Raw genomic sequence first — 15,691 nt, 5'->3', positions numbered from 1 at the left:
GGTAGCGCCGCTCATTGTAGATCACGGCCGCCGCCCGGCCTGGCGCCGGCGCGGCGGGCCGCGGCGATTACCCGCGTGCCGGTGTGCCCGGCCGCGCGGGTCGCCGCCATTACTTCGCGAGCGTGCGGTATGACACGAGGTCGTTGATCGGCCCGATTTCCGGCCCGGTCACGCCGGGGCGCGTCGCGACCTGCACGACCTTCTCGAACATGATGATGAACGGCGAGTTCGCGAGCACGGCCTTCTGCAGCGCGTCGTAACGCTGCGCGCGCTTCGCGGGCGACGGCTCGACGAGCGCGGCCTCGGTGTCCTTCGTCAGTTGCGGGATGTCCCAGCTGTTGCGCCACGCGAGCATCTTCGTCGGCGACTGGTCGGAGTTGTCCGGATTCCACGCGAAGCCGCGCGCATTGCTGTTCGGGTCCATGTAGTCGGGCGACCATTCGCCGACGAAGATGTCGTGCTGGCGCGCGCGATACTTGCCGATCGCCTGCTTCGCATCGCCCGGAATCAGCTTCACGCGGATGCCGCCCTGCGCGAAGTTCGCCTGCAGCGCCTGCGCGATCTCGAGGTACGGATAGTCGTTCGGCATGTCCATCGTCACGTCGAAGCCGTTCGGCAAGCCGGCCTTCGCGAGCAGTGCCTTCGCCTTCGCGACGTCCTGCTTGTACGGCCGCGCGTTCGACGCGCCGAGGAAGCCTTCGGGCAGGAAGGTTTCATGCACCTTGTAGGTCGTGCTGACGATGTTGCGCTGGATGCCGTCATAGTCGACGAGCCATTTCATCGCCTGCTGCACCTCGGGTTTCGCGAGGTTCGGGTTCTTCGTGTTCAGGCTCAGGTACAGCAGCGCGGACACCGGCCACGACGCGACCTTGATCTTGCCGGCCTTCGTCAGCGCGGCGAGGCTGTCGGGGCTCAGGTTGCGCGCGGCGTCGGCGTCGCCGTTCTCCAGCAGCAGCCGTTGCGCGGACGCTTCGGGCACGTGACGCAGCACGATGCGCTTCATCGGGTACGGCGTGCGGTACTTGTCGAAACGCTGCAGCACGATGCTCTCGTTGGGCGTCCACTTGACGAGCTGGTACGGGCCCGAGCCCGCGTCGTTGGTGCGGAGCCAGCCGCTGCCGAAATCGTTGCCCTGCTGGTGCGACAGCAGCAGCTTCTTGTCGAAGACCGATGCCGGGCAGGCGCTCAGCACGTTGAGCACGAAGCTCGGTGCGTACTTGCGGTCGGTTTCGAGCACGACGGTCTGCGGATCGACCACGCGCACCTTCTGCGTCACGTTCGCTTTCGTGAGACCGAGATCGGCGAGCACGCCGGCCGGCCCCTTGTCGAGCAGGATGGTGCGCTGCAACGACCACGCGACGTCGTCGGCGGTCACCGGGTTGCCGGAATGGAACGTGAGGCCGGGGCGCAGCTTGAACGTGTAGGTCACGCCGTCGGCGCCGACCGTCCACGATTGCGCGATCTGCCCGTCGAAGCGCGTCGGATCCTTCAGGTCGACGCGCACCAGGCGTTCGTAGGTGTTCGCAACGTACTCGGACGGCACCAGCTCGTAGATCCCGCTCGGGTCGAGGGTCGTGAATTCGCCGAGCTGCGTGGCGACGACGAAGATGCCGGGCGGCGTGGCCGCCTGTGCCGGCAGCGCCGGAACAAGCGCGACGAGCGCGGCGCTGACGAACAGGCGGGACAGCAGGTGCTTCATGCGGGCTCCGTGGAAAGGGAATCGTGGGTGCGATTCTCTCATCGACGGCCGCCCGGATGAAAATATTCGGCGTGCGCGCCGGCGGGGTGGCGCGCAGCAGCGAGCCGGGCGGACGCCCGGCATCGGCAGGTTCGGATCAGATCGCGCAGCGCGCGACCGCGAAGCGCATCGCTTCCTCGGCCGGCTCGTTGCCCGAGCCGCGCACGACCTTGATGACCGAACCGTTGCCCGACGGCGTCAGCGTGACGAAGTACGAGTTCGAGCCGATGGCGATATCGGTCACGCCGTTGTGCTGCGATTGCTCGGTGCCCGACAGGCGGCTGTCGAGGCAGTTGGCGATCGCGTAGGCCGGGCGTTGCGACGACACGTAGATCATCGGCGCTGCGCCGGACGAGGCGGCCGAGTCGGACGAGGGCGCGGAACCGCAGGCGGCGAGCAGGGCGGCGGGAAGGAGCAGCAGGAATCGTTTCATGATGGGTCGTCGTGTGTCTCGTATCGAGGCTGGGGCGCGGGGGAGGCGAAACGCGAAGCTTCGCGACGAAACCGCCCGGAATCGGGCCGTTGATGACGGACGACGATGCGACAGGCGGCTGACGGTCGAGTATACCCGCAGCATTTGACGGCGTTGACGCGTTGAAACGATTCGATACACAACAAGCACCCGCTACCGCATGGCGGCAGCGGGCGTTTCAGGTGATGGCGAATGGGCACTTGCCGGTGGTGTCGATCTTATTGGCCGATCTGGTGGCTGACCGCATTTTCCTGCTGGTTCAGCACGTGCTTTTCGCTCTTCGTGATGTGGCTGCGATCCTGCGCAGCCATGTCCCGCTCTTCCTGGCGGATCTTGCGGTCGTCACGGTGCAGGCGCGCGGCCTGTGCGTGCGACATCTCGCCCTCCTTCACTTCGTGATGGATCCGGCGATTCTGGTTTGCGAGGCGCTGGTTGACCTCTTCGCGGCGCGGATGCGCTTGTTGCCACGGCGTGTCGGCGAACGCGGTGCCGGTCAGCACCGACATCAGGGTGGCGGCAATCGCGAGATGGCGGGTAAGGGCTCGCATGGTGTTTTCTCCTGTCGTTGCGCGTCCGGATCGTGGGCGCTTGATGAAAAAACGCGGAGCGGGCCCCACCTGTTGACGTTTCGGCCTGTATCGATTGCAAGTCTTTATTACGTCCGCGCGTGGCGACGCGGGCCCCGGCGTGCGCGGCACGGAGCCCGCCCGTCGCGCAGGCGGATCAATGCGCGCCGGCCGCCGCCGCATCGGCATCGCCGCCGCCCGAGCGCGACGGTTTCGTGATCCAGATGAGCGGAATGATCGCGATGAAGATGATCGCCGATACGTAGAAGATGTCGTTCAACCCCATCACGGCCGCCTGCGAATCGACCGACGCGTTGAAGAACGCGAGCGCCGAATCGGGGCTCAGGTGCAGCAGCGAACGCGTCGTGTCGACCTGCTGCGCGAAGATCGGGTTGGTGACGCTCGCCTGTTCGGTGAGCCGCACGTGATGCAGGATCGTGCGGTCGTTCCATGCGTTGCTGATCAGCGACGTGCCCACCGCGCCGCAGAACGTGCGACCGAAATTCGACAGGCCGGCGGCGGCCGGGATTTTTTCCGGCGGCAGCCCGGACAGGATGATCGACGTCAGCGGCACGAAGAACATCGCCATCGGGACGCCCTGCAGCAGCGTCGGCAAAATGAGATCCCAGCGCGACACGTCGGTATAGAAGGTCGTGCGCATCATGAACACGACCGCGAAGCCGACGAACGCGAGCGTCGCGATGTAGCGCGGATCGGTGCGCGGCAGCAAGCGTCCCATGACCGGCGTGAGCAGGATCGCGAACACGCCGAGCGGCGCGGTGGCGAGCCCCGAGTCGACCGCGCGGTAGCCGAGATAGCCCTGCATCCACTGCGGCAGCAGCACCAGCGTGCCGAAGAACATCCCGTATGCGACCGAGATCGCGATCGTACCGCCCGCGAAATTGCGCTGCGTGAACAGGCGCAGGTCGACGATCGGGTTGGTTTCGTAAAGCTCCCACACGAGGAAGAACGCGAAGCCGATCAGCGCGACGACGCCGAGCGCGACGACGACGGGCGAGTTGAACCAGTCGAGATCCTTGCCCTTGTCGAGCATGATCTGCAGCGATGCGACCCACAGCACGAGCAGCAGCAGGCCGACCGTATCGATCGGCATGCGTTTCGTGGCCGATTCGCGATCGCGGAACACGATCCAGGTGACGGCCGCCGCGAAGAAGCCGACCGGGATGTTGATGTAGAAGATCCACGACCAGTTGTAGTCGTACGTGATCCAGCCGCCGAGCGACGGCCCCGCGATCGGCCCGACGAGCGCGGTCATCGACCACAGCGCCAGCGCGCTCGACGATTTCTGCCGCGGCCACGCGCCGAGCAGCAGCGCCTGCGACAGCGGCGCGAGCGGCCCGGCGACGGCGCCCTGCAGGATCCGCGCGGCGAGCAGCGTCGGCAGGTTCGGCGCGATCCCGCACAGCCACGACGCGAACACGAACAGCAGGATCGACGTGACGAACAGGCGTACCTGGCCGAAGCGCTGCGTGAGCCAGCCCGTCAACGGAATCGACACCGCGTTCGCGGCCGCGAAGATCGTGATCACCCACGTGCCTTCGTCGACCGACACGCCGAGGTCGCCCGAGATCGTCGGAATGGCGACGTTCGCGATCGACGAATCGAGCACGTTCATGAACATCGCGAGCGATACCGCGATCGTGCCGATCGCGAGGCGGCCGCCCGACAGCGGCGCTGGAGATGACGGAGTGGACATGAGGTTTCCTGCGTAACGTGCGTGACGGATGCGGCCCGTTGCGGCGGGCACGCGCGGCCGCGCCCGCGCGCGAAAGCGACGCAGGCGCGGCGCGGCTGCTGCACGGAAGGGGGCACGGCGTGCGCGACGCGGCCCGTTACATGGGGCCGACGCGTGCGACGTGCGACTCGATCGAATGCGCGAAGCCGTGGCGGGCTTCGGGAGGCAGGAGACTGCCGGTCAGGAAGGCGGGACGCGCGTGACGCGCCTGCGGGCAGCGCTCAGGCGGCTGATGTCGCGTATGGAGTCGTTTTGCATCGCGACAGGCTAACGGGGTGGCGAGCCGCCATCAACACGCGCCGGCTCATTAATCGATTTCGCAGCGCGCAATAATCGGTGGGCGAACCGGGCCGGTTACGGTGCGGTTCGCCATGCGGTGAACACTTCCGCGAGGAAGTCGACGAACGCGCGCACCTTGCTGTCGAGTGTCGCGCGCCGCGGGTACAGCACGTGCAGCTCGACGTCGTCGGCCCGGTGCCAGTCGGGCAGCACGATTTCGAGTTCGTTTCGTTCGAGCCGGCGGGCCGTGTAGTGCGTCGAGACCAGCGCGATGCCGCCGCCGCTCGCGGCCTGGCGCAGCACCGTCACCGATTCGTTGGTGATCAGCACCGGCCGCACCGGCACGTCGGCCACGTCGCCGGCCGCATTGGTGAGCCGCAGCGTCAGGCCGGGCGCGTCGCGGCCGACGAGCAGCAGATCGTGCTGCGCGAGATCCTGCGGCGTGACGGGCCGGCCGGCGCGGTCGAGATAGGCGGGGCTCGCGGCGAGCTTCGCCTGCGACCAGCCGAGCGAGCGCGCGATGTAGCTGGAGTCGGTCAGCACGCCCGCACGCAGCGCCACGTCGAAGCCGTGCTCGACGAGATCGAGCGGGTTGTTGTCGTAGATGAGCACGAGCTGGACCAGCGGATAGCGCCGGCGAAACTCGGCGAGCGTCGGCTCCAGTTCGAACAGGCCGATCGAGTAGGGCACCAGCACGCGCAGCGTGCCCTCCGGCGCCGTGCGCAGCGCGCGGGCCTGGCGATCCGCGTCGAGCAGGATGTCCTCGGCGCGCAGGCAGCGCTCGTAGTAGTCGCGTCCGGCCTCGGTGACGGATACGCGGCGCGTGGTGCGGTAGAGCAGCTGGACGCCAAGCTCGTCCTCGAGCTGCTTGACCTTGCGGCTTACGCGGCTGAGCGGCATGTCGAGGTGCGTGGCGGCGGCGGTGAAGTTGCCGCGCTCGACGACGCGCAGGAATATCCGGATGCTTTCGAAGTCCATACGGGGTGCTTCAGTGTTCGGTCTGCGCGCATCTTACCTTTGCGCGGCGGAAATGCTTCATGCGGCAGCGATTATCTTGCCCGGTGCAATAACGCATCCTGTCCGCGCCTCTTAGTGGCGGCGGCGCGCGCCCGTATGCTCGCCGCATGAAATTCGCCTTGCCCCATCTCCCGTCGCTCGCGGCCGTGCGCACTGCGCTGCGCGACGCACGGCCCACGCTGCCGCCCGGCGCCCTCGGTTTCGCGTTGCGCAACACGGCCGCGTCGCTCCTCGCGCTCTACATCGCCTTCCGGATGAACCTCGACGACCCGAAATGGGCCGCGTCGACCGTATGGATCGTCGCGCAGGGCAGTCGCGGGATGGGTTTGTCGAAGAGCCAGTACCGGATTCTCGGCACCGCGATCGGCGCGGCCGTTGCGCTCATGCTGACCGGTGCGTTCGCGCAGACGCCCGAGCTGTTCCTGCCGGCACTCGCCGCGTGGATCGGGCTGTGCGCGGGCGTCGCGACCTTCCTGCGCAATTTCCGCGCATATGCGGCCGTGCTTGCGGGTTATACGGCGGCGATCATCGCGATGGATGCCGTCTCCGCGCCGCTGCACGCGTTCGACATCGCGACCGCGCGATTCCTGTACGTGGTGGTCGGCATCCTGTGCGGCGCGGCGTTCGAGACGGTGTTCGCACCGGGTTCGCCGCTGGCTGACGTCCGCACGCGGCTCGCGCGCTATCTCGACCGCGCGGTGGCCGTCGGCGCGGGCGCGCTGCGCCGCGAGGCGAACGGCGCAGCCGTGCACCGGCTGTTCGCGGACGCGCTCGAACTCGACACGGCGGCCGAATATGCTGCCGCTGGCGCGCCCCCGGTGCGCAACGCGATCGGCCACCTGCGCGCGGCGGTGCTGGGCGTGTTGTCCGCGCAGGCCGCCGGGCAGGCGCTGCACGAGCACGCGGCGCGCAGCGGCGGCACGCCGGACCCGCTGGTCGCCGATGCCGCGCAGGTACTCGACGGCGTGGCGGCGTCGGGCGAAGCGGGCCCGGCGCTGACTGCATTGCGCGCGCGCGTGGACGACGCGGTGCGTGCGGAGGCCGCGGAGCCGGCCGGCTCCGACCCGTCGCGTCTGCTCACGCTCGACCGGCTGGCGGCGCTGCTTGCCGGGTTCGACGCCGCCCTGGCGGGCAAGGCGCAGCTGGACCGACCGAATCCGCCGACGTCGCGCGTGCGCTATGCGTTCCACCACGATCCGGTGCTCGCGTGGCACAACGGGATCCGCGCGTTCATCGCGGTGCTGGTCGCCTCGGCGCTCTGGATCGTCACCGCGTGGCCGTCGGGCGCGGGGTTCGTCGCGATCACGGGTGTGGTCTGCGCGCTGTTCTCGACGCGTCCGAACTCGGTGGGTGCCACGGTCGGCTTCCTGAAAGGGGCGGCCGGTGCGGCGGTCGCGGGCGCCCTCTGCAATTTCGTGCTGCTGCCGGCGGTGTCGGGCTTCGAGATGCTCGCGTACATCCTCGGCGTATTCATGATCGGCACGGGCATCGCGATGCGCAATCCGCGCACGGCCGGTATCGGCAGCGGCTTCTCGATCTTCTTCTGGAATTTCACGTCGCCGGACAATACCGCGCGCATCGGCGACGCCGCGTTTCTCAATTCGGCGCTCGCCACGCTGCTCGGCATCGCGTTCGGGGCGCTGGTGTTCGCGCTCGTGTTTCCCGGCGATCCCGGCACGAGCCGGCGGCGCCTGCATCGCGCGGTGCGCGACGACCTGGCGCGCATCGCGCGCAATCCGCGGGCGTGGCGGGCGAGCGCGTGGCTGAGCCGCACGGCCGACCGTCTCGGGCGTGAACTCGGTTTCGCGGGCCGTCTGCCACCCAGCCTGATCGAGCGCGACCTGCGCGACCTGCTCGCGGCCTGGACGATCGGCGACAGCCTGCTGGCACTGGCCGAACTGGCGACGCGCGAGCCGGCGGCGCGCCGTGCGGTCGCGTTGGTACGGGGGCGGGTCGGGCACGCGGACTTCGCGCGGCTGGAGCGGACCAGCAACGCGGCAGCCCGCGCGCTGTTGCGACGCGTGACCGAAGTCGACAGCGACGACGGTCGCGCGCTGCTGCGCGGTGTGGTGTTGCTGAGAACGATCGCGGAGACGGCGGCCGCGCACGATGGCTTCCTGCGCGGCCGCCGGGATTGACGGAGCGCTCGACGCGCGTGCGCGGCGGGTTGTGCGTCAACTGAGCCGATAGGCGTTGCCGGGCGTCACTTCCGCCGGCAGCGGCACGCCGAACGCGCGCTGACGGCTGATCAGCCAGTCGCCATTGAGCCCGTCGACCCAGTGCGCATAGCGCTGGCCCATGAACGGCGGATGCCAGTGCAACGCCTCGCCGCGCGCCCCGCGTCGCGATGTCAGTGCGCCTGCGCGGTGGCCGCCGCGTTGCGCGGCTGCCGCAACGCATCGCGCACCACCGGCATGCGCGAGACGTTCGCGCCGGTGATGTCGAGCGTCGCGCTCGCCACGCAGCCCGTTGGCGTCAACGCCCGACCATCGAGCGTATTGGCCGTGCAGACGATCTGGCTCGGTGCGCAGCTGGGGGCCTGTATCAGGTCGAGCGCCGTGCCGCCGATCGACGTGAGCGTGTTGCGTTCGATGCTGAACTGGCACACGTTGCCGAGCGCGCGGACGCCGGAGTACCGGACGCTGGACAACCGGTTGTCCAGCACGGCGACACGGGTGACCTTGCCGGAGTAGGTGTTCAGGTCGATGCCGGCCATGCCGGTTTCCGGCCGGGTGTTGCCGGGATTGGGCAAGGAGATGTCGGAGATCGTGTTGTTCGACACCACGACGTTGGTCGCGCCGTAGGTGTTGTACCCGTCCTCCTGGCCGACCAGGATGCCGGCTGCCTTCTCCACGCCGCGCACCGTGTTGCCGGTGATGGTCACGTCCGCGCCGCCGACCACCGTGATGCCGCGCCCCCAGTAGTTGCCGGACACGTTGTTGTTCCGGATCAGCACGTTGCTGCTGATCGCGCCGTCGGGGATGTAGCTGACGACCGCGATCAGGTCGTCGCCGGTGCCGGTCACGGTGTTGTCCTGCACCAGCACGTTGCGCGAGCCGTAGGTGGTGTGGATGCCGTCCGCGAGCGTGTCGCGCACGTCGTTGCCGACCAGCGCGACGTCCGTGCCGCCGAACACGAACAGCCCGGCGCTGCTGCCGCCGCGCACCGAGACGTCGAGCACCTGCACGCCGATGCCGGTGACCTCGACCTTGGTGGACTCGGGCGTCGTCAGCCGGGTCGTGCCGGTGCCGACCAGCGTCACGCCGACAAGCGTCGAGTTCTTGCCGCTCATCACGATGGTCTGGTCTTCGCTGCGGGTGGCGCTGAGGGTCGCGCCATAGCCGGAAATCACGACCTGCGGATTCTTCACGGTCAGCGAGCGGCTCACCACGTACTGGCCGGGCGCGAGCACGAGCCGCTGGCCGGGCTGCAGCGCGTCGAACGCCTGTTGCAGCGCATCGGACTGATCGCTGCCATTGGCGGGCGGATAGACCGTGACGTCGGGGGGCGCGGCGTGCGCGATCTGGAATGACGCGGCGCAAAGCGCGGCGATCGATACGGCGGCGATTCGGAATGATCGATTCATATCGGAACTCTTATTGGGTGTGAAGTTGGGTGAAGCGTAATGACGTTATGGGTCGTGAACCTGATGCGTCAGTGCGTCAGGCAACATTAATGGAATCAAGGTGAAGATAATGATGGCGCGCAGAAAAATAACGATGTAGTGAGATCGCAGTGTGGTACTCGAAAATGCGCGCGCGGATTAATGGATTGCGAAGCAATGAGGATTGCGCCGCAAGCGGTTTTATCTTCCTCCGACACAACCGGGCGACCGTCGAACGTCATGCCCAGGTTCTTGACGTTGACGACGGGGTAGCGTCAGCATTTAATGCTCGATGCATCGCCAATTCGTGTCTCACAGCAGCATATTGGTCGATAATCGCCGTCATTGCGGCATGATCCTGTCGGTGCCAGCGCAGCAGCCGGCGATCGTCATCGCACTGTCGTAAAAGCTTCCCCAGCTCTTGCACGGATGCTGCATTCGGCTCGCGCTCCGCGCATCGGGCGGACATCGTTGGTGTCGGTGGAAAGGTCGTACCACCTATATCGGTAAACGGTTGCACGTGTCATAGCGGTTTCCGATTTCTCGGCACTTCCGGCTAATGAATAATCCTCCAAAGCCATTGGCGGCGGTGAGGATGTCCAATGATGGCATTGGTCTCAATTGCCTTTTACGCAAGGTTTGCTCGGCCGCAATTGCTTGCGAAGGAGGTAGGTCGAGACCGCTCGCGCCAGATCTTCATCTGATAATTTGCTGTCGCTCATGTCACTGTTTTCGTTCTGTATTCAGACTGCCGGCGGAGTCGGCGGCGTTGGGTCACGCGCAGTGCGTGGAAAACTCCCAGCTAGCGTCTTCGAGCTTCAGACTGCTTGCATAAAACCACTCGAAGTCATCTCCGCGATCCCGGGAGCGACGCTGGTCGTGCACGCTTGAAGCGCTATCCAAGCCCGAGGTTCCAATCGGTACGGAAGTTTGGATCGGCTAGATATAGCCCGAGTTTGTCAGCAGCCCAACGGGGCAGCTCGATGTTCGTCATTCGGCAGTTGTCTCTGATGGCGAGTGACAGCTACCGGCCGTTCGTCCACGCGGTCACGAGGACATTGGAACGTCGGCTTGACCAACCATAGCGGTCGTTCGTTAGGCAATGCAATTCGACGGCTCGTTTGCCTTAACCGTACCGGCGACGTTACAGCCGGCACTGGTTCAATTTGTCGGGCCACGTGTTCACCATTGCCTTCACGCCATCCTGACGCCGGCGCAGGTTGTGGCGACTGGCTAGCGCGCCGCTATCAGTCATTCTTTGCAGACTTCCAAATCAATGGTCAGATTTTTATCTATTGCGGTGGAACGCGCTGGTACATGTCCGAATGGTAAGTGCCTCGCCAAGGCCGTTTCCCGTTCCGCACGCTCGGCATGCATGATCCCGGGCTAACCTGGGCATCGCATGAGATCGCGTCCACGATCGCCAATCATGGAGACGATCGCGATTTGTCCGCCGGTGTCCGAGCTTGGCCGAGTCCCAGCATTGAAACACATCGTGTTTTCGCCGGAAGCCAATATCGACGAGCGCAAAGAGGCTCTTCGTCTACGCTCCACGGCTTGGCGAGGTCCGCGCCGTGTCGTGCATGAAACATATTTCGATTTTCTCAACCAAGCCATAACCAATCGCCGGTTTTTTTTCAATGAAATCAATGCCCCAACACGTCGGGCACGCCTATAGCTTGGATACGCAGGCGCCGGGGAGGGGCGAGGGTTAGTGCGTTTGTAGACAAAACCCGCATACCTCCAGTCAATTGGGCTTGATCGGTGCGCGCGTCATGAGCACGACGTATCCGAACAGTCTGTCGGTAGCCTTCGCGGCAGCTTTGGCCCTGGCTGCGACAGATTGCGAGGTGGGCCATGTCCCAGGAAGGGGATCAAGATGGAATCCGCACGCAAAGTAAATAGCGGTGGGCGCTACTACGTTCACCGCGTCCTGATGGCTTTCGCCCTTTTGGCTGTCGCGGCCTTCCAGCCTGCCTCCGCCCAAAGTGTCGCCATACAGGACCTGGGCACGCTCGGTGGCAACGCCAGCCAAGCTGCCGGGATCAACAATCGCGGCCAAGTGGTGGGCCAAGCGGACACCGCGAGCGGGGACACGCATGCCTTCTCGTTTGAAGGTGGGGTGATGACCGACCTCGGCACGCTCTCCGGCAGCGGATCCAGCCAAGCTTACGCGATTAACGAGCGAGGCCAGGTGGTCGGAAGTTCGACTATCAGGAGCGTCGGGCCTACGGACGCTTTTCTGTTTGAAAAAGGGGTGATGACCGGCCTGAACATCGCTATTGACAGCCGCGTCGACGCTACCGGCATCAACAATCGCGGCCAGGTGGTCGGCAACGCTGGCCCCAGACACGGTCGTCCACATTCAGCGGCTTTTCTGTATGAAAACGGGGGGGTGACCTGGCTCCCCGGTGCCGCTTTTAGCGTCGCGACCGGGATCAACAACCGCGGCCAAATCGTGGGTTGGGCGGTTTTCACAACCGGGCCCGCACATGCTTTCCTGTTTGAAAGCGGGGTGATGTCAGACCTCGGCACGCTCCCCGGTGGCGCTTATAGCGAAGCTTTCGGGATCAACAACCTCGGCGAGGTGGTCGGCGAGGCGAGCACCGCGAACGGGCCCCTGCACGCCTTTCTGCTTCGCAACGGGGTAATGTCCGATCTCGGTACGCTCCCCGGTGGCACTTATAGCGCAGCTTTCGGAATCAACAACCGCGGTGCGGTGGTCGGCGAGGCGAGCACCGCCAGCGGAGCCGTGCATGCTTTTCTGTTTCAAGGCGGGGTGATGTCCGATCTCGGTACGCTCCCGGGTGGTACCTTCAGCCGAGCTTTGGGGATTAACGATCATGGACAAGTGGTTGGCGTCGCGAATACTGCGAGCGGAGCCATGCACGCTGTTCTCTGGACGCCATAGACGGAAACAGGCTTTACCGGGATGTGCGTGAACACCATCGTGTTGAGCAAGCTCGGTAAGCACCTCACGACGGCCGTCCACAACACGACGCCCGCGTGAGGCATGATCGGGCATCGGACTACCTGGTTGTCACTGGGTGGCAATCAGTCAGTTGACGCCGGCGGGTCAACCTGCCGAGGCAGCTTTCTGGCCACGTTCCAGGGCAACCGTTCGTCGATGCGGTTAATCGGATGGTCAGCGATATGGGTCGGGACGTATTCGAGGTAGGTGCGTGGGTTGATCCCGTTGAGCTTGCACGTCCCGATCAGACCGTACATCGCGGCAGCTCGTTCGCCCCCGCTATCGGAGCCGGCGAACAAGAAGTTCTTGCGACCCAAACTCACGCAGCGCAGTGCGTTTTCGGCCAGGGCGTTGCTGATCTCCGCATTGCCCACTTCGCAGTACAGCACGAGCGCGTCCCACTGGTTGAGCGAGTAACGGATCGCTTTGGTCAGTTCGGATTTCTTCGACAGTGTGGCGAGCTTGTCCGTCATCCGCACCGGGATCGGCGTGTCGTCCACGTGCGACTTCGACGTTGCCATCGTGTAGCGGCGCAGCGCCTCGGTCAGCGGCTCGCAAAGCGCCTCACATTGGCCGACCCAGCGGCCCATGCTGGCCGGATCGAGCTTCACGCCCATCAACGGACGCCATTCATTTCACACGCAGCCAAGAAGTACGTCCACTGCAGGCAAGGTGGACTGGAGACATTGATTGCCCGGGGGAAATTGGTTCGGCGTAGTTTCAACGCACGCCTAGACGATCTCTCTTCTTACGAAAGGTGGCAAGAATGTACTCCCCCTGGAAGCTATCAATCGATGGGCGCTGCGTTTATCGCGTCCTGACAACCTTCGCCTTGCTGTGCGTCATGGCGATTGAACCTGCTGCAGGCCAAAGCTTCACTATCAAGGATCTAGGAACGCTGCCCGGTGGCATCAATAGTTCTGCGACTGGAATCAACAGTCAGGGGCAAGTGGTTGGACAAGCGGCCCCCGCAAGCGACCCGAACAACGGCGTCGCATTTTTCCTTGGTAACGGAGGGATGACCAACCTCGGCACGCTTCCGGGCGGAAACGGAAGTGGAGCTGCGGCGATCAACAGTCGCGGCGAAGTGGTTGGTACATCGAGCACCGCACTCCACCCCCACGCCTTTCTTTTTGCGAATGGAGCAATGACCGACCTCGGAACGCTCGGTGGCATAACGAGCAGCGCTTCCGCGATCAACGAGCGAGGACAGATTGTCGGGCAGTCGAGAACCGCAGGCAACCTCAGGCACGCCTTTCTCTTTGAAAAAGGCACGATGAAGGATCTTGGCGCGTTCCCTGATAGTAACTTCAGCGACGCATCGGGGATCAACAATCTCGGCCAAGTCGTGGGTGCGTCGATTGCCCAGAACGGGAAACATGCTTTTCTGTATGACAACGGGGTGATGGCGGACCTGGGCGTGCTTCCTGGCGCGCTCTATAGCGTTGCTGCCGGAATAAACGATCGCGGCCAAGTCGTTGGCATCTCAGGCGGAACGACGAACGAGCACGCATTCTTGTTCGACAATGGGGTGATGACCAACCTCGGGACACTGCCTGGGGGTAGCAGGAGCGGAGCGGCTGCTATTAACAATGGCGGTCAAGTGGTCGGCTATTCGGATATCGCGAGTGGGGTCGTGCACGCATTTCTGTTTGAGAAGGGCGTGATGATCGATCTAGGCGCGCTTCCTGGTGGCAACTACAGCGCTGCCACTGGCATCAACGAGAGAGGTGAGGTCGTCGGGTGGTCGCAAACTAGCGACGGGGTCAATCACGCGGTGCTATGGAGCCGTTAGCATTTTCGGGGTGCCAGTCAAGATCATTGAACGGCAAAGCGACCAAGGAGCCGGAGCATGATTGACCCGTCATTACCTAACTGAGCGGCCCCGGTTTTCGTGCCGAAGGCAATGGCAGTCTTCGGCTTTCGTGATCCGCAATTTAAGCGGTTCCGATAAAAGAGATTGCCATTCACTGCGAGCCAACGGCTCGAGCACGCGCCGGCGAATCCAGCAAGCGAATGGCCGCTGTGTCACCGGAAGAGACAGCGAGGCGAGCTGTTGTCGAATGAGCGAGAAGGGGCGAAAGTGCCTATTCGCTGAGCCATACAGCAGACGTTCGGTGCAGATGCTCAGCCGAACGTCTGCAAGGTAGCGTCAAGTCGACCTACCGCAGCCGACACGTGAACGCCTGCAAAGGCCGAGCACTTGCCGCTCAGCGCGTAGGCACGGGGCCACTGATATCCGGTTAAACAGCCGTTGAGGCTGCGCGGGCTCCAACGGCGGTAGTGGACCGATTGATCGCGATGTCCTCCACGAAACAATCGACAACTTGGAACTATACTGGGCAACCTGGAGGTTTCCATGACCGATCACGACAGACTGCATCCACTACGTCCGCTCCTGAAAAACTGGGTTTGGGAGCATGGTCGAATCGGGACTCGCTATCTGGACTGCGTTGATGGCGAAATCAGGTTTGACGAGGGCAAGAAGTCGCATTTCGCGGCCGAGAAATATATCTATGTGCCCCTTGGCAAGGGCGCTGAAGACGATGCATCTGCGGAGGGTCCTGCGATCCACGAGGCTGGACTTGCCCGGTTTTTGCGGGCCGCGCAGTTGGGTACGCCGGAGGAAGCCGGTTCTGTAGCGGATGTCCAGCGCGCAGTGCAGGACTGCGTGGAGATTGGCCTGTTCAGCGCATATCAATGGGAGGCTCGAAAGGCGTTTGCCCGATACGCGCAGGAGCCAATGTTCGATGACGAGATCCGCGCGGCGGTTGTCGACGACATCCGGCGTATTTACGCCGGCATGCGGGAGCAACTGGCGCTGTACGATTTCAGTGTGCTCCACGGCTTGCCCATGCCGCTGCTTATCGGCGACACGCCCTTCATCGACTGGCGCGTGCGTGCCAGTCCGGCACTTCCGTTTGTATCGCTCCCGCTGGGACCTTACTGCCTGCTGGTAGGCGCGCCGTCAGGCAGGAAAAGCCGAATCGCCCCGGTCGTCTGGAAGGCCGCTGCCGCGATGGGCCCGTTGAAGGATCACAACCGCCAAATCGAGGAGCAGGCACGTCTGTGGCTGGTGGCGACCACGGATGACCAACTCGTCGCTGCGCAAAGCCGCATTGCTGCGGCCATCGGCTCCAGGCAAGGGAATGTGCAACCCTGACCGAAGTTGACCTTAAGCAGATCGTCGGCGGTGGCTGAATTATGAGCGGTAGTCCGTTGCCTCGTCGGGCGGTTACTGCCTGCAAATATCGTCGGGTCACCGGGTTTCCCTGTTTGCCGTACGTT

The 15,691-nt window shown here is 64.6% G+C and carries 12 protein-coding genes and 1 pseudogene; 5 read left to right on the top strand and 8 right to left on the bottom strand.

The window, feature by feature from the left end; genetic code table 11:
• Positions 1-109: 109 nt before the first annotated feature.
• From LGN19_RS05010 to LGN19_RS04990, 5 genes are all read right to left on the bottom strand, one after another.
• Positions 110-1,699, bottom strand: coding sequence for an ABC transporter substrate-binding protein (locus LGN19_RS05010; protein ID WP_043183867.1), 1,590 nt, complete (start codon positions 1,697-1,699; stop codon positions 110-112).
• Positions 1,700-1,835: 136 nt separating this feature from the next.
• The gene (locus LGN19_RS05005) at positions 1,836-2,171 is read right to left on the bottom strand and encodes a sugar ABC transporter ATPase (protein ID WP_174956194.1); all 336 of its coding nucleotides are present in this window, start codon (positions 2,169-2,171) and stop codon (positions 1,836-1,838) included.
• Positions 2,172-2,428: 257 nt separating this feature from the next.
• On the bottom strand, positions 2,429-2,758 hold the full coding sequence (locus LGN19_RS05000) for a hypothetical protein (RefSeq protein ID WP_122947320.1): 330 nt from the start codon (positions 2,756-2,758) through the stop codon (positions 2,429-2,431).
• Between the two features lie 175 nt (positions 2,759-2,933).
• Positions 2,934-4,493 (bottom strand): DHA2 family efflux MFS transporter permease subunit, encoded by a 1,560-nt coding sequence (locus LGN19_RS04995; RefSeq protein WP_122947319.1) that lies wholly within the window; start codon positions 4,491-4,493, stop codon positions 2,934-2,936.
• 393 nt (positions 4,494-4,886) lie between these two features.
• Positions 4,887-5,789, bottom strand: a complete 903-nt coding sequence (locus tag LGN19_RS04990) for a LysR family transcriptional regulator (RefSeq protein WP_174956193.1) — start codon at positions 5,787-5,789, stop codon at positions 4,887-4,889.
• A gap of 146 nt (positions 5,790-5,935) precedes the next feature.
• Between LGN19_RS04990 and LGN19_RS04985 the strand changes: the two genes are divergently transcribed.
• Positions 5,936-7,966, top strand: a complete 2,031-nt coding sequence (locus tag LGN19_RS04985; RefSeq protein WP_122947317.1) for an FUSC family protein — start codon at positions 5,936-5,938, stop codon at positions 7,964-7,966.
• A 36-nt stretch (positions 7,967-8,002) separates the two neighbouring features.
• Here LGN19_RS04985 and LGN19_RS04980 read toward each other — a convergent pair whose 3' ends face one another.
• Positions 8,003-8,149: a class I tRNA ligase family protein gene (locus tag LGN19_RS04980; protein ID WP_226213442.1), complete on the bottom strand. Its 147-nt coding sequence runs from the start codon at positions 8,147-8,149 to the stop codon at positions 8,003-8,005.
• Positions 8,150-8,178: 29 nt separating this feature from the next.
• Complete coding sequence (locus LGN19_RS04975; protein WP_226213441.1) at positions 8,179-9,414, bottom strand: right-handed parallel beta-helix repeat-containing protein; 1,236 nt, start codon at positions 9,412-9,414, stop codon at positions 8,179-8,181.
• Positions 9,415-10,861: 1,447 nt separating this feature from the next.
• Here LGN19_RS04975 and LGN19_RS04965 point away from each other — a divergent pair.
• On the top strand, positions 10,862-11,110 hold the full coding sequence (locus LGN19_RS04965; protein WP_226213440.1) for a hypothetical protein: 249 nt from the start codon (positions 10,862-10,864) through the stop codon (positions 11,108-11,110).
• A 201-nt stretch (positions 11,111-11,311) separates the two neighbouring features.
• Complete coding sequence (locus tag LGN19_RS04960) at positions 11,312-12,343, top strand: HAF repeat-containing protein (RefSeq protein ID WP_226213439.1); 1,032 nt, start codon at positions 11,312-11,314, stop codon at positions 12,341-12,343.
• A 143-nt stretch (positions 12,344-12,486) separates the two neighbouring features.
• Here the strand turns inward: LGN19_RS04960 and LGN19_RS04955 are convergent.
• Positions 12,487-13,017: pseudogene (locus LGN19_RS04955) on the bottom strand (IS66 family transposase); the annotation flags it as partial.
• Positions 13,018-13,169: 152 nt separating this feature from the next.
• Between LGN19_RS04955 and LGN19_RS04950 the strand changes: the two are divergent.
• On the top strand, positions 13,170-14,198 hold the full coding sequence (locus LGN19_RS04950) for an HAF repeat-containing protein (RefSeq protein ID WP_226213438.1): 1,029 nt from the start codon (positions 13,170-13,172) through the stop codon (positions 14,196-14,198).
• Between the two features lie 564 nt (positions 14,199-14,762).
• Positions 14,763-15,566: a hypothetical protein gene (locus LGN19_RS04945; protein WP_226213437.1), complete on the top strand. Its 804-nt coding sequence runs from the start codon at positions 14,763-14,765 to the stop codon at positions 15,564-15,566.
• Positions 15,567-15,691 lie beyond the last annotated feature (125 nt).

This window comes from Burkholderia sp. AU30198 (genome assembly GCF_020419825.1).
GTDB lineage: Bacteria > Pseudomonadota > Gammaproteobacteria > Burkholderiales > Burkholderiaceae > Burkholderia.
The sequence above is the reverse complement of the archived record's forward strand: the minus strand, read 5'-3'. Positions and strand labels throughout refer to the sequence as shown.

Excerpts from the sequence above, each read along its gene's own strand:
- LGN19_RS04965 (WP_226213440.1), top strand. The coding sequence starts at position 10,862 with ATGGAGACGATCGCGATTTGTCCGCCGGTGTCCGAGCTTGGCCGAGTC.
- LGN19_RS04975 (WP_226213441.1), bottom strand. The coding sequence starts at position 9,414 with ATGAATCGATCATTCCGAATCGCCGCCGTATCGATCGCCGCGCTTTGC.
- LGN19_RS04995 (WP_122947319.1), bottom strand. The coding sequence starts at position 4,493 with ATGTCCACTCCGTCATCTCCAGCGCCGCTGTCGGGCGGCCGCCTCGCG.
- LGN19_RS05010 (WP_043183867.1), bottom strand. The coding sequence starts at position 1,699 with ATGAAGCACCTGCTGTCCCGCCTGTTCGTCAGCGCCGCGCTCGTCGCG.
- LGN19_RS05000 (WP_122947320.1), bottom strand. The coding sequence starts at position 2,758 with ATGCGAGCCCTTACCCGCCATCTCGCGATTGCCGCCACCCTGATGTCG.
- LGN19_RS04945 (WP_226213437.1), top strand. The coding sequence starts at position 14,763 with ATGACCGATCACGACAGACTGCATCCACTACGTCCGCTCCTGAAAAAC.
- LGN19_RS04985 (WP_122947317.1), top strand. The coding sequence starts at position 5,936 with ATGAAATTCGCCTTGCCCCATCTCCCGTCGCTCGCGGCCGTGCGCACT.
- LGN19_RS04950 (WP_226213438.1), top strand. The coding sequence starts at position 13,170 with ATGTACTCCCCCTGGAAGCTATCAATCGATGGGCGCTGCGTTTATCGC.
- LGN19_RS05005 (WP_174956194.1), bottom strand. The coding sequence starts at position 2,171 with ATGAAACGATTCCTGCTGCTCCTTCCCGCCGCCCTGCTCGCCGCCTGC.
- LGN19_RS04990 (WP_174956193.1), bottom strand. The coding sequence starts at position 5,789 with ATGGACTTCGAAAGCATCCGGATATTCCTGCGCGTCGTCGAGCGCGGC.
- LGN19_RS04960 (WP_226213439.1), top strand. The coding sequence starts at position 11,312 with ATGGAATCCGCACGCAAAGTAAATAGCGGTGGGCGCTACTACGTTCAC.